13 protein-coding genes are annotated in these 19940 nt (G+C 41.1%); 8 read left to right on the top strand and 5 right to left on the bottom strand.

The window, feature by feature from the left end; translation table 11 throughout:
• Positions 1 to 645: a deoxyribose-phosphate aldolase gene (gene deoC, locus G529_RS0105395; protein ID WP_026914572.1), complete on the top strand. Its 645-nt coding sequence runs from the start codon at positions 1 to 3 to the stop codon at positions 643 to 645.
• Between the two features lie 152 nt (positions 646 to 797).
• Complete coding sequence (locus tag G529_RS0105390) at positions 798 to 4628, top strand: triple tyrosine motif-containing protein (protein WP_084509748.1); 3831 nt, start codon at positions 798 to 800, stop codon at positions 4626 to 4628.
• Positions 4629 to 4701: 73 nt separating this feature from the next.
• Here the strand turns inward: G529_RS0105390 and G529_RS0105385 are convergent, their stop codons facing one another.
• The 3 genes from G529_RS0105385 to G529_RS0105375 form a co-directional block, all read right to left on the bottom strand.
• Positions 4702 to 7101, bottom strand: coding sequence for a glycoside hydrolase family 31 protein (locus G529_RS0105385; protein ID WP_026914570.1), 2400 nt, complete (start codon positions 7099 to 7101; stop codon positions 4702 to 4704).
• Positions 7102 to 7164: 63 nt separating this feature from the next.
• Entirely contained in the window at positions 7165 to 9072 is a 1908-nt protein-coding gene (gene glgB / locus G529_RS0105380; protein WP_026914569.1) for a 1,4-alpha-glucan branching protein GlgB, read from the bottom strand.
• A 264-nt stretch (positions 9073 to 9336) separates the two neighbouring features.
• On the bottom strand, positions 9337 to 9954 hold the full coding sequence (locus tag G529_RS0105375; RefSeq protein WP_026914568.1) for a hypothetical protein: 618 nt from the start codon (positions 9952 to 9954) through the stop codon (positions 9337 to 9339).
• 132 nt (positions 9955 to 10086) lie between these two features.
• Here G529_RS0105375 and G529_RS0105370 point away from each other — a divergent pair, with 132 nt between their 5' ends.
• A complete protein-coding gene (locus tag G529_RS0105370) occupies positions 10087 to 10551 on the top strand; it encodes an RNA methyltransferase (RefSeq protein WP_026914567.1) in 465 nt (154 codons plus the stop codon).
• Here the strand turns inward: G529_RS0105370 and G529_RS0105365 are convergent.
• On the bottom strand, positions 10548 to 11993 hold the full coding sequence (locus tag G529_RS0105365) for a hypothetical protein (protein WP_035695593.1): 1446 nt from the start codon (positions 11991 to 11993) through the stop codon (positions 10548 to 10550). The genes G529_RS0105370 and G529_RS0105365 overlap by 4 nt on opposite strands.
• Before the next feature lie 173 nt (positions 11994 to 12166).
• Here G529_RS0105365 and G529_RS0105360 point away from each other — a divergent pair, with 173 nt between their 5' ends.
• Positions 12167 to 12613, top strand: a complete 447-nt coding sequence (locus G529_RS0105360) for a VOC family protein (protein WP_026914565.1) — start codon at positions 12167 to 12169, stop codon at positions 12611 to 12613.
• Here the strand turns inward: G529_RS0105360 and G529_RS0105355 are convergent.
• Positions 12610 to 14148, bottom strand: coding sequence for a SulP family inorganic anion transporter (locus tag G529_RS0105355; RefSeq protein WP_026914564.1), 1539 nt, complete (start codon positions 14146 to 14148; stop codon positions 12610 to 12612). The genes G529_RS0105360 and G529_RS0105355 overlap by 4 nt on opposite strands.
• A gap of 247 nt (positions 14149 to 14395) precedes the next feature.
• Between G529_RS0105355 and era the strand changes: the two genes are divergently transcribed.
• The 4 genes from era (at position 14396) to G529_RS16605 (ending at position 19823) form a co-directional block, all read left to right on the top strand.
• On the top strand, positions 14396 to 15283 hold the full coding sequence (gene era / locus G529_RS0105350; RefSeq protein ID WP_026914563.1) for a GTPase Era: 888 nt from the start codon (positions 14396 to 14398) through the stop codon (positions 15281 to 15283).
• Between the two features lie 77 nt (positions 15284 to 15360).
• The gene (der, locus tag G529_RS0105345; RefSeq protein WP_026914562.1) at positions 15361 to 16665 is read left to right on the top strand and encodes a ribosome biogenesis GTPase Der; all 1305 of its coding nucleotides are present in this window, start codon (positions 15361 to 15363) and stop codon (positions 16663 to 16665) included.
• 108 nt (positions 16666 to 16773) lie between these two features.
• Positions 16774 to 19515 (top strand): outer membrane beta-barrel protein, encoded by a 2742-nt coding sequence (locus G529_RS0105340; RefSeq protein WP_245566890.1) that lies wholly within the window; start codon positions 16774 to 16776, stop codon positions 19513 to 19515.
• Positions 19516 to 19673: 158 nt separating this feature from the next.
• Positions 19674 to 19823: a hypothetical protein gene (locus tag G529_RS16605; protein WP_169513781.1), complete on the top strand. Its 150-nt coding sequence runs from the start codon at positions 19674 to 19676 to the stop codon at positions 19821 to 19823.
• The last annotated feature ends 117 nt before the right edge of the window (positions 19824 to 19940 follow it).

Below are 19940 nucleotides of genomic sequence, written 5' to 3'. Positions count from 1 at the left end.
ATGCAATTGCATCCATACATCGATCATACTCTCTTGAAACCAGATGCGAGTCCCGGCGCGATTGAGAAGCTTTGCCAGGAAGCGATCCAACAAGGGTTTTACGCCGTTTGTGTTTCCAGTTGCTACACCCGTCTGGCCTCCAGGCTCCTTAAAGGAACAGATGTAAAGCTTGCCGTTACAGTTGGATTTCCATTGGGGACTTCTTCTTCGGAAGCTAAAGCACAAGAGGCAGCTATCGCCATAGATCAGGGAGCAGATGAGATCGATATGGTGCTGAATATAGGTTATCTCAAAGCCGGTTTGACTGATGAGGTAGAGCAGGAAATAAGGGCTGTAAAAGCTGGGATAGGAGGTAAAACCCTAAAAGTCATACTGGAAACCTGCTACCTGAATGATTCAGAAATAAAAAAAGCCTGCGAAATTTCGGAAAAAGCCGGGGCCGGGTTCGTCAAAACATCTACAGGTTTCGGAACTGCCGGGGCAAGTATCGAACATGTCAAGTTGATGAAGCAAAGTGTTGGAAAAAAGATAAAAGTCAAAGCCTCGGGAGGAATTCGTGATAAGGAAACAGCTATAAAATATATCCAGGCCGGTGCAGATCGAATTGGTACCTCCTCCGGAATTCAGATAGTTTCTGAGGCCTAGAAAAAATAGGACTTTTCTTACTTCATTTTGTTGATATCGTCTTAATAACTGCACTCTAAAGTATTTGTTTACAGAAGGTTATTACGTCAATTTTTAACTAATTTATTCCTGCTTAACTTTTAATTACTGGTGGTTTGAGACAATCTAATTCAATGTTTCGGATAATTCTTGTTTGTTGTCTGGGGATGATCATGAACGCTTCGGCGCAGGTGCATAAGTCTTTGCAGGAAGTTAGTATGATCAATAGTTTTACCAATGCTGAAAATGTGCATATACAGCAGGCTAACGGTGATGAACTCTGGATCACTACTCCGCTAAAAGTCATTAGATACAACTCTGCGGAAGTAGAGGATTTCAATAGATTTCGCGGAATACCAGCTGAAATCGGGAAACAATATCGATCTACTTTAACAGATTCTAAGGGGCAGGTATGGCTTACCGGAGAGAAGGGACTGGCTGTACTTGATAACGGAAAAGAGGATTTTAGATTTGTAAGCTCGATGACCGGGAAGGTTTTTGAGATGCTGGAAGATCCGGCGGGTCAACTTTGGCTCGCTGCAGAAAACGGAGTTTTTAAGCTGAACGTCGATTCAGATGCCAGGGATTTCGGACTTTCAAGATTTCTATCTGAAAATACACAAGCCACTGCATCCACCATTTTTAATAATGAAGTCATTTTTGCGGGGCCTAATGTTGTGCTAGCCATCAATAGAAGATCAGGGAAGTTTAGACGACTAAAGACCTCATATTACGAAAATCTGGATTTCACTGCCTTGTTGCCAGTCTCCAATAAGTTACTGCTGGCTACCAATAAACAGGGAATGTTCGAATTCGATGCGCAACTGGATAGATTCCAGAAAATCTACAGGCTGCCCTTCGATCTTACCAGGGGACATGTTACAGGCCTGCTGCATTCCAATGAAAAGATCATAGCGCTGACCAGGGATAATGGGGTTTATAAATTTGATGAACAACTTACATTTATCAAAAAGGAGGAAAGCTTTCCGCAGCAATTATTCGCAGCTCAGCTCAACGATAATAATTTACTTTGGCTTGTTGGCAACGATGGATTATATCTGAAAAATCTATCTTCAGAAGCGATATGGCAACTGCATCATGATCCTGCTAAATACTCAAGTCTGGCGGGAGACCGCCTTAGCGCCATGGCTACAGATTCTCGTGGCTACGTTTGGTTTGGAACCAGTGAAGGATTGAGTATCTGGAATCCAGAAACCAACCGGTATAGCCACATAAAGAACCTTAACTATAAAAAGGCGAGACAAAGTCCAGATAAAATAACTTCTATTGCTGCAACCGGCCAGTATGTATGGGTGGCAACCCTGGAGGACGGAGTTTATAAGATCAATATCAACACGCTCCTCAGAGCACATTACGCACCTACTGCGCTTTACAAAACTGGCATTGAGCAAGCGAATACTTTATTTATCGACTCTTCCACAAATACCTGGGTTGGAGGTGAAAATGGATATTTGACCAGGATCAGCGCATCCAATGATATCAAAACTTTTCCTGTGAAAGAAGTACAGGCCATTGCAGAACTGGGTCCTAGAAAATTGATAGTGGCAACCAGAACCCGTGTGCACTCCATAGATCCCGTTAGTGGTCGAATTAGTGATATCGATAAGCTCACTGCCAGTGAAACCATGCATTATTATGCAATCAACCAACTGTATATTACTCAGCAAGGCCTGGGACTTTTCGCTACAGAGGGTACAGGTTTGATCGCTTATAACTTCGAAACTGAAGCATTGCAACTGTTTGATGAAGATTTTGGCCTGCCATCCAATAACGTGCAGGGAGTGATCGTAGAGGATGACTATTACTGGATCTCTACAGAAGATGGTCTCGCCAGTTATAGCCCGGAGGAAAAGAACCTAAGGGTCTTCAGCGAATTAAATGGGCTCACGAGCTCTGAACTAACAACAGGATTCACAAAAATGACCGATGGGTCACTCGTTTTAGGCACTGCCAATGGCGTAAATGTTTTCAAGCCGAAAAGTATGCTGGCCCAGCAGGAAATTAAACCTGAAGTGGAGTTTAGAACTCTAATGCAGGCCTCTGTACGTGATAAAAAACAAAGAAGGGTTTCGTTGCTAAGAGGTTCGATCATAGACGTACAGGAAAATTCTGGTTTCCAGGTAACTTTCCAGGGATTATCATTCTGGTCTCCAGAGGAATTATTGTATAGCTGGAGAATACCAGGTATAGATAGTGATTGGTCTAAGCCGTCAAAAGTGAATTCTGCAAGTTACGCCAGTTTGCCTCCGGGCAGTTATACTTTTGAAGTCAGATCAAAACTACCAGATTCGGGTTGGTCTCAAGTCAAACAAATTCCGGTGGAAGTCTCGGCCGTATCAGGAGGCATAGGCGTAGTGTATCTGTTTATGGGAATTGGCATCATTGCGGCCGTAATCATTTTCGCTTACGTTTTTGTGTTACGATCCAGAAATGCCGACAGACAGGCCAAGGAGGAGCTTAGAGCAAAATTGCAGCAGGAGTTTCAGAAACCAGTAGAAAGTGCCGTGCAATCCCTAAGCAAGATCTCCACCTCTAACAACGCCGAAAATCAGGAGGATTTAAAGAGGTTTGCCGCAAGGTTCGATGATCTCTTTAACCAGATTCTTAATTTCAATTATGAAGAATCTGTCTACGAAATTTCAAGTATTAATTTAGAAGCACATCTTCCACAGGTCATCAGAGAGATCGAACCTGTTTATAAGATGAAAGATCTGGAGGTGATTGTGAACGACCATTGGGGAGAAGAACCATTTTATTATAACCTTGAAATGCTGGATAAGATCTTTTTCAGCTTAATATCGGGAAGTGCCGGGTATTCATTTAAAAATGGAAAGATCATCCTCAACCTCATTCGAACCGGAGTTGGAGATCTCAAGGTTCAGATCACAGATACAGGCAAGGGTATTCCTTCACAGGATATAAGGGTGCTTGAAAAGAAACGTGGTCTGGATCAACGCATGAAATTCAGGGATAAGAGCGGACTCCGTTATATCCTGAAGGCTATGGAACTTATTCAAAAGGCTGGGGGAAGCTTTAATTTTGAAACTCAGAAGAATGAAGGTTCCACTTATACTGCTGTTTTAAAGAACAGGCACGAAGATTATCGCAGAGTGCCACAACGGGCTGCGGATATCCTCCAGGCGAACACTGTTAAAAAAGCTATTGCTGAATCTCTTCCAGCGGAAATTGAGAAAATTAGTGCTAGCAAAATATTGATCATAGATGCTCAGGCTTCTTCCAGGGAACAGCTGGCAAAATTGGTAGGACAGTACTGCCAGGTATTTCAAGCGGCAAGCGCAGAAGAAGGAATGGAAAAGGCAGGAATGATCTTTCCAGATATCATCATTGCCACGAGCATGCTCCCAGATATGAACACGATCCAGCTTTCCAAAATGCTAGGACGTAATCCGAGTCTAAACCATACTCCTGTTTTTATGATTACGGAAGAGGATCAGCATTTTGATCCTGAACAGTTAAAGGATATCGCAGAAATTATCAGGGAGCCACTGAATATGACCATTTTGATGGAAACAGTTGCTTTAACCTTAAAAGAACGACAGGAGTTCCGTGAAGATTTTATTAAAGATCATTTACAATCCGGAGAAATCGCATATAGGTCAGACCGGGATAGAAAATTCCTTCAGCTATCAAAGCAGATCATTCTTGATGCTATTGAAAAGGATAATTTTACAGTGCATGATCTTAGCGCTTCATTGGGACTTTCCAGCAACGCCTTATTCATGAAGCTTAAAAGTCTGGTAAATCTTTCACCGCAGGATTTTATGGAGTTCATACGTGCGGAATACGGTAGAGAACTGCTGAATGATGGAGATTATAATATGATGGAGATCGCTTTTAAAGCAGGCTATTCCAGTCCTAAACACTTTAAGGACAGTCTGAAGAAATTCTACGGAAAGGACTATATCTCTATCACAAAGGATTAAATTTATTAGGTAATAAAAAAAGCCTGTTCTTAATGAACAGGCTTTTTTGTTACTAATTACTAATATGATGGTTTTATCCTACCAGCTGAAGTTCACTGAAATCCTTCCTGATTATCATGCTTTTCTCCTCAGCATTATAGTGTAGAGCTTCTAAAGGCACTTCTTCGTTTTCGTAAAATACTCTTCTAATTTCAAATGGAAGCCCATGTAGATTGATCTTAAAGGTGTCGTAAGTAGCTGAAAACTTTCCGCTTTTGTGCTGCTGTATGATCACTTCATCCTCTTTCCCTGTGAGCTTGAAGGTGCGAAGACTGTAAATATTTTGTCGGTATTCGTACCCATCATGTGCATCTTCATAAAATTCTGAGTTCTCTTTCCCTAATTTGTAGTAAACATCAAGGGTCATTTGGTCGATCTCCACCTCATCTACATATTGCTGAACAGGATATTTCGGAATAATGGCTCCTGCTTTGATGAATATAGGTACGATATCCAGTGGCGCATCTACCCATATTTCTTTTCCTCCCTGCAGTAAGTCATTGCTCCAGTAGTTGTACCACTGGCCTCTTGGGATGTACATTCTTCGTCCCTGTACATTTGGTTCCTGAATCGGGCATACCAGGATCTGGTTTCCGAAGATAAACTCATCTGCCCTGTAATGGGTTTGTACATCCTCCTGGTCGAAGTATACCAGAGGTTTTAGGATTGGCTGTCCTTCCTGAACGTAGTAATAGAATGCAGTGTAAAGATATGGCAGCAATTGATAACGCAATTCTACAAACTTCCTGCTAATATCCAGTACATCCTCTCCAAAGAACCAGGGTTCCTGTTCGCCATGATCTCCCGAGGAATGAACGCGGCAGAATGGGTGGAAGATCCCTAGCTGAATCCATCTGGTATAAAGTTCTCCGGAAGGCTGTTCTGCGAAACCACCAATATCAGATCCCGCGAAGCTCATTCCGCTCATGCACAGTCTCTGGATCTGGACATTTGCCAGCCATAAATGTTCCCAGGTAGCGACATTGTCACCGGTCCAGGTGGATGTATAGCGTTGTCCTCCGGAATAATTCGCGCGGGTAATAATAAATGGACGTTTCGGGAAATTGAATTTTTTCACACCCTCATAGGTAGCTCTCGCCATCTGCATTCCGTAGATATTATGAGCTTTTCTATGGCTACAGGCATGGCCATCATAATCGTGTCTAACATCCAGAGGAAAGGTTTTACCGGGAACCTCCATCACTGCTGGTTCGTTCATGTCATTCCACACACCTTTAACTCCAATTTCTCCAATAAGTTCTCTGTACAGGCCACTCCACCATTCACGCACCTCAGGATTGGTGAAATCTGGGAAATAACATTCCCCGGGCCAGACCTTACCGCGCATATATGGTCCATCTGCGCGACGGCAGAAATAATCCTTTTCCAAAGCTTCCTTAAACACATCGTAGCTAAGGTCTATCTTGATTCCAGGGTCGATGATAGCAACCGTTTTGAAGCCATCTTCTTCCAGTTCGCTAACCATTCGTTTTGGATCAGGAAAAAATTCTTTGTTCCATGTAAAGCAACGGAAACCTTCCATATAATCAATGTCCAGGTAAATTGCATCACAGGGAAAATTCAATTCCCTAAATTTTGAAGTGATCTCCTTGACCTTACTTTCCGGATAATAGCTCCACTTACACTGGTGAAATCCAAGCGCCCACATGGGTGGCAATTCTGGTTTGCCGGTAAGATCTGTATATGTGGTAAGAACATCGGTCATTTGGGGGCCATAAATAAAATAATAATTCATTTCCCCTCCATCTGCCCAGAAGCTGGTTACATTTCTTCGTTCACTACAAAAATCAAAATGTGTTTTAAAGGTGTTGTCAAAGAAAATTCCGTAGGAAATATTCTGTTGAAGTCCCATGTAGAAAGGAACTGCTTTATAGAGCTCGTTCGTATCTTTTCCATAGGCATATTGATCTGTATTCCAAAGGCTCAGTCTTTTTCCTTTTAGGTTAAAGTTGGTGGGCTTGTCTCCAAGGCCAAAAAAACTTTCCTGGTCTTTTGAAGATTTACTCATTTTCACAAAGTTCCCGCCAAATTCAAAGCTTTCTTCCCAATGGAATCCAAGTTCATCCTCCAGAATGATCTTCCCGCCATGTTCATACATGCCTACACGCAGATCGTCCTTAGCGACCTTGCAAATGAACTTTTCAGTCTTTACAATCACGTGCGTGTCGTCTTCTGAAATTTCCAGGTGATTGAACCCGTGAGGATGGTTTTGATCTACCGCATACGAAAAATCATTTTCGAAAATACCATTGGTACTATATCGAAAGCGCATCATATTGTCCCGAAGGATGGTTAATTGCAACCTTACTCCATTCTTGGTCATGAAATAAACCGTATCCTGATCATGCTCATATGATATCAGGCTGGAAGGGTATAAATTCCCTTTGTGTTCAAGTTCAGTATTTGTAATCATTTTTCTTAGCTTCTAATGATTCTGGCGACCAAAAAATGGAGGCCAGAGTATAATGTTTTGATATTATGCGAGTTTGAATACCACCGTTGCGAGTGGAGGAATGGTGATTTTAGCAGAAAATTGCTTTCCGTGAAAGGCTGAATTTTCAACTTTAATAGTCTTATTTGTCACGCCCGATCCTCCATATTGAGTAGCATCTGAGTTATAGATTTCTTTTAATTTCCCTTTCTTCGGAAGACCAATACTATATTCCTTCAGGACGGTGGGTGTGAAATTACATACCACTGCCAGCAACTCTTTTTCTGAAGTTCCCTTTCTTAAATAACTAATTACAGAGTTTTGATCGTCGTCATACGAGATCCATTCAAACCCTTCTTCACTGAATTGATTGTCATATAAAGCAGGTTGTTTTTTATATAACAGGTTGAGGTCTGTCAGTGCTTTCTGGATTCCTTTGTGTGAATCCTGTTCCAGTAGATGCCAGTCCAGGCTAGTGTTGTAATTCCATTCGGTGTACTGGCCCAGTTCAGCTCCCATAAACAGAAGCTTCGCTCCGGGATGTGTGTACATATAGCTATACATCAATCTTAAATTTGCAAAACGCTGCCAGTCGTCACCTGGCATTCTGCCAAGCAGGGATTTTTTCCCGTAGACCACTTCATCATGACTTAGCGGCAATACAAAATTTTCTGTAAATGTATAAGTCATACTGAAGGTGATATCATTTTGGTGATACCTGCGATGGATAGGATCTTTTTTAAAATATTCGAGGGTGTCGTGCATCCAGCCCATCATCCATTTCATTCCAAAACCCAGACCTCCATGACTTACCGGCCTGGAAACTTTAGGAAAGGAAGTGGATTCTTCAGCAATCGTTTGTACTCCCTGGAAACTGCAGTAAACTTCAGAATTTAAATCTTTTAAAAAGCTTATGGCTTCCAGGTTTTCTCTTCCGCCTTCAGCATTCGGTTCCCACTGGCCGTCTTCCCTTGAATAATCCAGGTACAGCATGCTGGCTACGGCATCTACACGAAGCCCGTCAATATGATATTTGTCCAGCCAGAAAACGGCATTGCTAATCAGGAAGGAACGTACTTCATTGCGTCCATAATTGAAAATAAGGCTTTTCCAGTCCTGGTGATAGCCTTTTCTAGGATCTGGGTGTTCGTATAAATGCGAGCCATCAAAATTACCAAGACCATGTTTATCTTCAGGAAAATGTGAGGGCACCCAGTCCAGAATGACGCCGATACCGGCTTTATGAAAAGCATCCAGTAATTGCATGAATTCCTGGGGATCTCCAAACCTGGAGGTTGGAGCGAAGTAACCGGTTAATTGATAACCCCAGCTCGGGTCATAAGGAAATTCCATGATTGGCATGAATTCCACATGCGTAAACTCCATTTCCTTTACATAACTCACCAGCTCATTTGCCATTTCAATATATGTAAGGGAGCGGTTTTCAAGAGTGTTTTTTCGCCAGGAACCCAGGTGTACTTCATAAACCGCGTAAGGTTTGTCCAGCGCGTTCACTGCTTCGCGATTTTTCATGAATTTCCCGTCGTTCCATTTGTAATCAAGATCCCATACAATGGAAGCTGTGTTTGGCGGATGTTCACATTTCAGAGCATAAGGATCTGCTTTTTCAAGGATTTCTCCGTTGTTATTAGATACTATTCTGAATTTATATTTATCACCTTTCTTTACGCCGGGAATAAAACCTTCCCAGATGCCACTTTCATCCCAACGCACATGGAGAACATGATCTTCTGCATTCCAGTAATTAAAATCTCCAATGACAGAAACCGACTTTGCCGACGGTGCCCAGACAGAAAAGTATACTCCATCCTGTCCATTATGAGTAATTAAATGAGCGCCAAACTTTTCATACAGTCTGTAATGCTTACCCGATTTAAATAGTGAAATGTCAAAATCTGTAAATAATGAGTAAACCTGTACTTCCTGTTTCATGCGTCGTTTTTAAAATTTTTTGCAATCATTTATTTCTGAAAATAGGGTTGAAATGAACCCTGATCTTTTTCCGGAAATTACCGATCAAGAAATAAAAATAACAAACTGATATTTAAAAATACCGCCAATTCTAAAGTTGTTTCACATTTTAAGTATTAATTGACAAGTTTATATTAAAAATGCATATTTGTCTATAAATTACTGAGTTTAAAGCTTTAAACAGCATGTTTATTGCAGAATTGCAAATGACACGAACCGATTTAATCAGGTAGCCTGAAGACTATCGATTTTATTAGGCGCTACCGGTGCGGGAACAGCATTCTCAACCGGCTTGGTTGATTTTAAGTAATGAAATATTGACTCGAGATCTTTATCGGTTAGTTCGCTGTAATTTTGCCATGGCATTGGTGGCAGGATCATCCTTCCGCCAGAATCTCCCTTTAATTTTCCCTCTCTAATCGCTGTTTTAAATCTTTGCATGTTCCAGTTACCAAGTCCCGTATCACTGGAGGTCAGATTCGAAGCATAACTGATTCCCCATGGACCAATGGCCATGGTTAGATCACCACTCATTTGAATCCAGCCGTTCTGGATCGCTTCTTTTGAAAATGCAGGAAGACTATCACTAGACTGATGTCCTGAAAGCGCCAGCTCTGGTATCACCTGCGGTCCTCTTTCTGTCATCCTTTTTGGGGAATGGCAATCATGACAGCCTATAGTGTTTACCAGGTATTCACCATGAGAAATGCTGTCCTGTAGACTGAGGGATTCGTCAGGAATTTCAGCATATTCCTTTTTGTCCTGGCAGGAAATAAGTACGATTGTAATAGCGAGAAATCCTACATTCATCATACCCTGAAATGAAAAGTTTCTATTTTTCATAAGTTTGTAGTTAGTTGATTATCAGTCATTAAAATAAATAAAAATTTTTATTATCACCAATTGTAGTGATATGACGTGGGTTGGATTGTGAAGTTTTTCTGTGATTTTGCCTGCTAATACTATCTTTGTGAAATGACTACAAATAACCTTGAACAGGGATTTTTTGGAATCGGAATTCAAAATGGGAAAACGCCTGAAAATCTCGGGGTGCTATGGCGTTCTGCTCAGAACATGGGGGCAAGCTTTATTTTTACCATCGGCAACCGGTACGCCAAGCAGGCTTGCGATACACACAAGGCTGTAGGTGCAATGCCATATTTTCACTATGAAAGCTTTGAGGAGTTTTACAAACATCTACCAAAAGGTGCAATGCTGGTAGGTGTGGAACTAGCTGAAAGCGCGGTGCCTCTGGAAACTTTCAAACATCCCCGGCGCTGCGTCTATTTGCTTGGTGCCGAGGATCATGGGCTGTCCAACGAAGCGATCGAAAAATCGCATCATCTGGTGAAATTTAGTTCTACCCTGAGCCTGAACGTTTCTGTGGCTGGAAGTATCGTGATGTATGATCGCGGGATGAAAACTGAATTCTCTACCTAAGCTTCTTTTTCAGAAGCTCGTTTTTTACTGAACAGATTTTTCTCTTTGATCATTTTAGCGGTAAGGCCGGGAACCATTTCTTCCCATTCAGGATTTCCTTCCCGAATCATTTCGTACACTTTTCTGGGATGAATTTCCAATGACTCCTTGTCATATTCAGTGATATCAATCACCTTTTTATTGTCTATGAAAAAGTTGTACAGTTCGCGCATTCTCGGGTGCACTTTCAGGTTTGTACTGTCTATGATCTCGCCGGTATTTTCGTCGAGCATTGGATAAAGATATACCTTCAGACTTTTAAAGAAAAGTTTACCGAAAGCCTCCAGTATTCCGCCGCTTAGATGTCGGTAATACTTTTCATTGAAAATATCTACCAGGTTATCTGCTCCCATGGCCAGCCCGAGTTCTTTTTTAGTATGCTGCGCAAAATATTCCACGACCTTATAATATTCCTGGAAATTGGAGATCATCACGGTTTGTCCAGAAGCACAGAGCAGGTCTGCCCGATCGAGAAAATCCTTCTCGTCAATTTCCCCTTCTGCTTTCAGATTGTTCAGGGTCATTTCAAAGATCGTGACTGTATTTTCAGGATCAACCTCTTCCTGCTCCAGAAAGAGCTTTCTTGAGGTCATGTACATGTTCAGGTTCAAATTGGTTACTGGCCGGAAACTACCTCTTAGTGTCAGGATATTTTTCTTATAAAGAACATTGGCCGGCAGGATATTGTTGCCATCTTTGGAGAACATCACTGCGTCTGTAATTCCATCCTTTACAAGCTCCAGACTCATGAGTCGGTTATCAACATCTTTAAAAACAGGTCCTCGAAAGTTAATCGAGTCAATTTCGATCTTATCTGTACTTAAATGATCGTATAGTTTTTTAATGAGAACTTTAGGGTCGTTACTTTGGTAAAATGCAGCATATATAAGGTTTACACCCATAATTCCCAGGCTAATTTGTTGCTGGGAAGCGTTGTTTTCATGAAACTGAACATGTAAAATGATTTCGCTGTATTCCTGCTTTGGTTCCCGCTGGAATTTGATTCCAAGCCACCCGTGGCCTTTATATTTCTTCGCCCAGTCTATGGTCGCTACCGTATTGGCATAACTAAAGAATAATTTATCCGGGTATTTTTTTCTTGAAAGTCTTTTTTCGATCAATTCTGCTTCGTAATCGATCATTCTTTTTAAACGAGCCTCGGTTACATAGCGGTTTTGAGGGTCAAGTCCATAGATCGCGTCACTAAAATCCTTATCGTAGGCACTTAGCGTTTTCGCGATCGTCCCTTTTGGATTTCGTGCTCTAAAGAAATGGCGAACAGTTTCCTGTCCCGCTCCAATTTCAGCGAAAGTTCCATAGATGTTTTCGTTGAGATTAAGTCGTGTGCACTTATTCTCTACGGAAAGTATGTTTTGGAATTCATCCTCGCTTAATTCGGCCATTTGCAGATTGTTTTGGTTGGTTGCTGAAAGTTAGGAATATTAAAATAACTCACTGCTTGTTTTAAGTAATGTTTAAAAGAATTTAACTCGATTAGGCTGGCCTGAAGCTATCCGGTTTATTCTGAAATTAATCCTTTTAAAATTCAGTAACTTGAGCTTTAAATCCTTCAGTCATGAAAAAACTCATTATTGCTCTTTTTGCACTCGCAACTTATAATTGTAATGCTCAGACTCATCCCTTCAGTCTGAGTAAAGATCATGACGCCTTGCTGGTAAGGGATGTAAATCGTTCGGCAGCTTTTTATTCCGAAGTATTAGGCCTGGAAGAAATAGATAATGGAGGACTGGCTAGCAGTATCAGGTGGTTTCAGCTAAATGATCTCGTACAGATTCACTTAATCGAAAGTGAGGAAGTCCCGGCGAGTCACAAAGGAGTACACATGAGCCTTCATACTTCACAACTGGAAGCTATGATGAAATTTTTACAAGAAAAGCAAATTCCTTTTGAAAACTGGCCGGGCGAAAGTAGCATTACAAATACACGCCCGGATGGAGTCAAACAAATTTACCTGCAGGATCCAGATGGATACTGGATTGAGATCAACGATCACCAGCTTTAGTGCTTATCTGCAGCTACTTTATAGGTAGGATCTTCTAAAATATTCACTTCAATCAGGGCATCGGCATTTTTGAGTAACCTGCGACAGTCATTGCTTAAATGTCGCAAATGCACTTTTTTGCCCACCTTGCTGTAACGTTGGGTGATTGCACTAAGTGCTTCAATTGCAGACATGTCTGAAACCCGGCTGTCTTTAAAATCAATGATAATTTCGTCAGGATCGTTCGCCACGTCAAATTTTTCAGCAAAATTCGTGGTGGACGCAAAGAATAACGGACCATAGATCTCATAATGTTTCACCCCATTTTCATCAATATGTTTCCTGGCTCTAATACGTTTAGCGCTTTCCCAGGCGAAGAATAAGGCAGAAAGAATCACTCCAACCAAAACGGCCAGGGCAAGGTTGTGCAGGAATACGGTAATCAACGCAACGATGATCACCAGGAAAATATCTTTCTTTGGTACTTTATTGAAGATCTTCAAACTTACCCATTCAAAAGTTCCAATAGCCACCATGATCATCACTCCAACCAGCGCCGCCATAGGTAATTTTTCGATGATAGGGGCGCCAAATAAGATGATGGCTAAAATTGTAATCGCTGCAATGATACCAGAAAGTCGGGCTCTTGAACCGGCAGAAAGATTTACCAGGGTTTGAGCGATCATAGGGCAACCACCCATTCCAAAGAAAAACCCATTCAGGATATTGGAGCCACCCTGCGCGATACATTCCCTATTGCCGTTTCCTTTGGTTTCAGTGATCTCATCAACCAGGTTAAGGGTCAATAAGCCTTCAGTTAAACCAACTGCTGCCATGATCATGGAATATGGAGCGATCAATTCTATCGTTTCCCAGGTCAAAGGAATCTGCGGAATATGAAATGGAGGAAAACCACCGCTAACAGAAGCGATATCCTTTACCGTTTTGGTGTCAATTCCGAAGAAATAGACCAGCAGAAACACGACAATGATAGCCACCAGTGAAGAAGGGACCGCTTTGGTAAACCTTGGCAACAGCACCACAATAGCAATGGTCAAAGCAACAAGGCCGCCCATGATATAGAGCGCAGTTCCAGACAACCACTCCACATCTCCATTTACCACAGTTTTAAATTGATCCAGTTGGGACATAAAGATCACAATGGCCAATCCATTCACAAAACCGAACATGACGGGATGAGGTACCAGTCGAATAAATTTACCAAGTTTGAAAACACCAATAATGATCTGGAAAACTCCCGCCAGCGCTACTGCCGCCAGGACATATTCGAGTCCGTTTGATTTCATTAAAGCTATTAGAACTATCACCGTTGCTCCGGCTCCTCCAGAGATCATTCCTGGTCTTCCACCAAAGATGGCAGTGACCAAACCGGCAATAAATGAAGCGTAAAGTCCCATAAGCGGAGGAAAACCAGCCAGAATAGCGAAAGAAAGTGACTCGGGAATCATGGTCATGGCCACCGTCAATCCTGCGAGTACTTCAGTTTTATAATTAACCTGTTGTTTGAAATCGAAGAGGTTCAAAACTTTTTTCATAAGAAGGCGTTTTCAGCTTAATTTTAAGAAGCGGCAAAAATAGTCATTAAAAACAGAAGCGCAACCTTATCAATTTTTTGATTGATATTTTTACTAAATTTTGATTATCAAATGATTATATTCATAATATCATAATAGAAAGGTGCGCTAAATAGCAGATTGTAGTGGGCTGAACGCCGAATGTTAGAAATTGAACAAACATTAGGTAACAGTTTACAAATGAAATACCTTTGCAAAAATTTTCATTATGGCACATAAGGCCGGCTTCGTAAATATTATAGGTAACCCAAATGTTGGGAAATCCACTTTAATGAATGCTTTCGTAGGAGAAAGGCTTTCAATCATCACTTCCAAAGCACAAACAACCCGTCACAGGATTCTGGGGATTGTGAATGGAGAAGATTTTCAGGTGATCTTAAGCGATACTCCCGGGATCATTAAACCTGCTTACGAGTTACAGGCTTCCATGATGGATTTTGTAAAATCTGCTTTTGAGGATGCAGATGTACTAATTTATATTGTGGAAATAGGAGAACAGGGTTTAAAAGATGAGGCGTTCTTTAAAAAGATCGAAAATTCTGAAGTTCCGGTTTTACTATTGCTGAATAAGATTGATAAATCCAACCAGGGGCAACTGGAAGAACAGGTAAAGTACTGGAGCGAAAAAGTTCCAACGGCTGAAATCCATCCTATTTCAGCACTGGAAGGCTTCAATGTCGCTGAAGTATTTAACAGGATCATTGAATTACTACCGGAATCCCCGGCTTTTTATCCGAAAGATACGCTTACAGATAAACCTGAACGATTCTTCGTGAATGAGATTATACGTGAGAAGATTCTTATGCATTACAAAAAGGAAATTCCATATAGCGTAGAGATCGAAACCGGTGAATTCTTTGAAGAAGACAAGATCATCAGGATGCGCAGTGTGATCATGGTGGAAAGAGATACCCAGAAAGGGATCATTATAGGACATAAGGGTGCCGCATTAAAAAGAGTAGGTGTGGAGGCAAGACAGGACCTGGAGAAATTCTTCGGAAAACAGGTGCATCTGGAACTCTATGTGAAAGTGAACAAGAACTGGAGAAGTGATGCCAGGCAGCTGAAGCGATTCGGTTATACAGATAAGAAGTAATTACATTTCAAGAATACAGGAAGCGAAGGCAGTTAGCTTAAAAACATTAATTTTGTTTCCTGAAACAACATCATATTATGGGCAATATTGTCGCCATTGTAGGGAGACCAAACGTTGGTAAATCTACCTTTTTTAACAGGCTTATACAGCGTAGAGAAGCCATCATCGATTCTGTTAGTGGGGTAACCAGGGACAGGCATTATGGAAAGTCTGACTGGAATGGTCAAAAATTCTCCCTCATTGATACCGGTGGATATGTGAAGGGGAGCGATGATATTTTTGAGGCTGAAATTGATAAGCAGGTTGAACTTGCCATCGAAGAAGCAGATGCGATCATTTTTATGGTGGATGTTGAAACAGGTGTGACTTCCATGGATGAAGAAGTAGCCAACCTACTTCGCCGGGTGGAAAAACCCGTATTGCTCGCAGTTAATAAGGTGGACAACAATAAACGTCTTGCCAATGCAGTAGAATTCTATTCGCTGGGTCTGGGGGATTATTTTCCAATTGCCAGCACTAATGGTAGTGGAACCGGTGATCTTCTGGATGCACTGGTAAAAGCATTACCAGAAATTGAAGAAGAGGAAGATACAGAATTACCAAGATTTGCTGTTGTTGGTCGTCCAAATGCAGGAAAATCTTCTTTTATTAATTCCCTGATTGGAGAAGACCGGTATATTGTTACCGATATCGCGGGAACCACCCGTGACTCCATCGACACCAGGTATAACAGGTTTGGATTTGAATTTAACCTGGTAGATACTGCAGGAATTAGGAGAAAATCCAAGGTAAAGGAAAACCTCGAATTTTACTCGGTAATGCGTTCTGTACGCGCGATCGAAAATTGTGATGTATGTTTACTTGTACTGGATGCCACCCGTGGATTTGATGGTCAGGTTCAGAATATCTTCTGGCTAGCGCAAAGGAATTCAAAAGGAATCGTGATCCTGGTAAACAAATGGGATCTGCTGGATAAAGAGACTAACACCCTGAAAGAATACGAAGCGATGATTCGCCGCGAGATCGAACCTTTTACAGATGTGCCAATCGTGTTCATTTCTGTGCTCACCAAACAACGAGTATTTAAAGCTATCGAAACTGCGGTTAAGGTTTTTGAAAACCGCAGTAAAAAGATTAAGACTCGTTTATTAAATGATGTCATGCTGGAGATCATCGAAAAGAATCCGCCACCGGCTTATAAAGGAAAATTTGTAAAGATCAAATTCTGTACGCAGTTACCAACGCCGCATCCTCAGTTTGCATTTTTCTGCAACCTGCCTCAGTACGTGCGAGATCCTTATAAACGTTTCTTAGAGAACAAGTTAAGGCAGGAGTTTGATTTCCAGGGAGTGCCTATTAGTATCTTTTTTAGAAAAAAGTAAAAGAAAACTTAAACTTTTAACGTTCTAGGTAGTCTAAACCTCAAACCAATGCTTGTTGTGAGCATTGGTTCAAATTTTTATACTATCCTTATGCGAAATTATTTCAGCTTGCTGCTACTTTTAGTAAGTGCATTAAGCTCTGCCCAGGAATTCGAAGTATCCGGAAAGATCGTTGATACAGAATCCAAACCCCTTGAATCTGCCACTGTTTACGTTGAAAAGATCGCTGATAGCAGTCTGGTCACCTACACGATTTCTGAAAAAGATGGTAGTTTCCTGCTTAAAGGGAATACTGAAAGTGAGGCGGTAAACCTCTTCGTAAGCTACGCCGGTTTTAAGCCCTACCGTAAGCAGATCAATATTACCAAAAAACAGGATCTGGGAGCAATTTCACTGGAGGTTCTGGACAACGCACTGGACGAGGTTACTTTAACAGCAACAAGGGCTCCAATTTCCGTTAAGCAGGATACTTTGGAATTTAACGCGAATTCCTTCAATACCAGGCAGGATGCGAATCTGGAAGAGCTTATGAAAAAGCTGCCAGGAGTAGAAGTAGACAGTGATGGTAATATTACCGTGAATGGAAAGCCTGTTTCCAGGATTCTTGTTAATGGTAAAGAATTCTTCGGAAATGATCCCAAAATCGCTACCAAAAACCTTCCGAAAGAAATAATAGATAAAATCCAGGTTGTAGATACCAAAACGAGAAGCGAGGAATTTACCGGGAAGGCGGGAGATTCAGAAAATAAAACCATCAACATTGAGCTGAAGGAGGACAAGAACAAAGGTTACTTTTCAAGGGTGACGGCTGGAGGCGGGACAGATGACCGCTACGAGCTTAGTGGTATCGCCAACTATTTCAAGGATGACCTGAGGGTTAGTGCTCTTGCGAGTTCCAACAATATAAACAGCAGCGGATTTAGTTTTGATGAGGTTTTTGATATGATGGGTGGAAATGCCAGAAGTGTGCGGATTAATGGTAATGGTAGTTTCAGTATCAACGGCAATGGTTTTGGATCCAACAACGGGATCACTAAATCTGAAACCGCAGGTTTTAATTTTGTAAATGAATGGGACAATGGTATGGAACTCACTGCAGATTATTTCTACGGAGGTTCTGATACCGAAACACGAACCAGGATTGAAAGAGAAAACATCCTGCCAGACTCCAGGTATTTCACTAATTCCACCAGCTCCAGTAATTTGCTGAATGACAGCCATAGAGCTACACTACGTTATGAAGTGGAATTTGATACCCTTACCAGGCTTTCCATCGCACCACGATTTAATGCAAACATAGGAACGTCTTACCGGGATAGATTTGAAGAAAATCTTGATGAAAACATGCAGGTTCAAAACACTACACGTATCGACGAAACCGAAGATCTTACCAGTCTGGACTTTAGTAACGATATAAATTTCATCAAACGTTTTGGAAGCCGAGGCTCTTATCTTCAGCTGGATCTGGATCACGCCCACAGCAAACAGGATAATGAGAATATTTATTTCTCTGAAAGTAATTTTATCAATAATCCCGAGAATGATATAGTGCAGGATCAATTTATAGATCAGGATGAGAATTCGAATTCTTTTAGTGTAGGCGCTTCAAAAAGAAGTGTACTGGCAGAGAAGTTCTTTCTGGATATCAATTATGAATTTGATACTCAAAAGAGCAGTAATACCAGAAGTGTTTTCGATGCGGTTGATGGTGAGTATACCAGTTTCAATCAACTGCTGAGTAATGATTTTGAGTTTCGTAGTTACAAGCATACTCCAAATGCTGGGCTGAATTATGAAGGCGAAAAATGGCGGGTTAGTTCTGAGGTTGGATTGCTTAGTACTACTTTGAAGACCGAAAACTTTATGGAGGACATTCGCTTTGACAATACCTTCAATAATATTTATGTAGATGCAGATCTTCGATATTCTCCAGAGCGGTCTAAAAGTATAAGTATTGGATACAGTACAAATGCCGATGTACCTTCAGTGAGACAGTTGCAGCCTGTAGTGGATAGAACCAACCCTACTAATATCATTGTAGGTAATCCTGAACTGGAACCAACTTTTAATCAACGAGTAAATCTTAATTATAGAAACTTCGATTTTGCTTCCAGGAGCGGGATTTTTGCTTATGCGTATTTTAACTTTACCAATAATCAGGTTGCAGCAACCAGTAGCGTGGATAATTTTGTAAGAACTACTACCTATACTAACGTAGATGGCGTGGTGAATGGTAACCTGGGCGCATCTTACAGTAAAAGTTACAAAAAGGATGCTACAGAATTCAGGTATCGAATTGGAGCGAATGGTGGCTATAATAGAAATGTTGGCTTCATTAATGCCGTGCAATACGAGTCTGATCAATTTACGGTAACTCCAACCTTGAGACTTACGTACGCTATCGATGAGGTGTTTGAAATTGAACCAGGCTATTCGGCAACCTTCAATGATATTCAGTATAATATAAACAGCGGGAGAGATCAAAACTATGTAAATCACAGCCTGTCTCTGGAGACCACTACTTACTGGCCAAAGAATGTAGTTTTTGGAAATGATATTTCATATAACAAATTTGGTAATGTTGCTCCGGGATTTGACAGTACGAGCCTGTTGTGGAATATGAGTTTAGGCTACCAGTTTCTCAAAGACAATGCAACGGTAAAAGTTAAAGTGTATGACTTACTGGATCAAAATGTGGATACACGTAGGCTTGTAGGCGACGATTACATTCAGGACGTAAATAACCTGGTTTTGCAGCGATATGCGATGCTAAGCTTCACCTATAAGCTAAGCAGTTTTGGAGGTGGTAAAGCACCTGGCAGAAGAGGGGGAAGAATGATACGTATGTAACTCGAAGAATAGTAGGTATTTAGATACAAAATTTCAGAAATTTCGCCGAAGTTGTCCATTCAACGATTAAAATACGACCTAGCCGAAAAGATTAGGATTACACGACTTAATTGTCTATATTATAGGTAGTTAAGTATGAATCATTAAAAAATAGGCGTATGGAAATCTTTACTGAATTTGTGGATAACTACAAGATGAGTATTCATGGCCTCAATATTATCGCAAAGATACTGGTCGCGCTTACCCTGATGTTTATTTTTGCAGCCATAGTTGGTGCAGTTATAAACGTAGTACTTCACACAGTTTGATAACACTTTTTCTGAGGAATCAGGTTATCATGCAAAAAGCCGGAATGTCAATTCCGGCTTTTTGTATTCAATATCATAGTCAATTATATGCATAAAAAAACCCGATTCAGAAGAATC

It is taken from the genome of Christiangramia portivictoriae DSM 23547, assembly GCF_000423045.1.
GTDB lineage: Bacteria > Bacteroidota > Bacteroidia > Flavobacteriales > Flavobacteriaceae > Christiangramia > Christiangramia portivictoriae.
Note: the sequence above shows the minus strand (reverse complement) of the source record. Positions and strands in the feature narration are given on the sequence as shown.

Bases quoted from the DNA above. Each gene is read 5' to 3' on its own strand.
- deoC (WP_026914572.1), top strand. From the start codon at position 1: ATGCAATTGCATCCATACATCGATCATACTCTCTTGAAACCAGATGCG.
- G529_RS0105390 (WP_084509748.1), top strand. From the start codon at position 798: ATGTTTCGGATAATTCTTGTTTGTTGTCTGGGGATGATCATGAACGCT.
- G529_RS0105385 (WP_026914570.1), bottom strand. From the start codon at position 7,101: ATGATTACAAATACTGAACTTGAACACAAAGGGAATTTATACCCTTCC.
- glgB (WP_026914569.1), bottom strand. From the start codon at position 9,072: ATGAAACAGGAAGTACAGGTTTACTCATTATTTACAGATTTTGACATT.
- G529_RS0105375 (WP_026914568.1), bottom strand. From the start codon at position 9,954: ATGAAAAATAGAAACTTTTCATTTCAGGGTATGATGAATGTAGGATTT.
- G529_RS0105370 (WP_026914567.1), top strand. From the start codon at position 10,087: ATGACTACAAATAACCTTGAACAGGGATTTTTTGGAATCGGAATTCAA.
- G529_RS0105365 (WP_035695593.1), bottom strand. From the start codon at position 11,993: ATGGCCGAATTAAGCGAGGATGAATTCCAAAACATACTTTCCGTAGAG.
- G529_RS0105360 (WP_026914565.1), top strand. From the start codon at position 12,167: ATGAAAAAACTCATTATTGCTCTTTTTGCACTCGCAACTTATAATTGT.
- G529_RS0105355 (WP_026914564.1), bottom strand. From the start codon at position 14,148: ATGAAAAAAGTTTTGAACCTCTTCGATTTCAAACAACAGGTTAATTAT.
- era (WP_026914563.1), top strand. From the start codon at position 14,396: ATGGCACATAAGGCCGGCTTCGTAAATATTATAGGTAACCCAAATGTT.
- der (WP_026914562.1), top strand. From the start codon at position 15,361: ATGGGCAATATTGTCGCCATTGTAGGGAGACCAAACGTTGGTAAATCT.
- G529_RS16605 (WP_169513781.1), top strand. From the start codon at position 19,674: ATGGAAATCTTTACTGAATTTGTGGATAACTACAAGATGAGTATTCAT.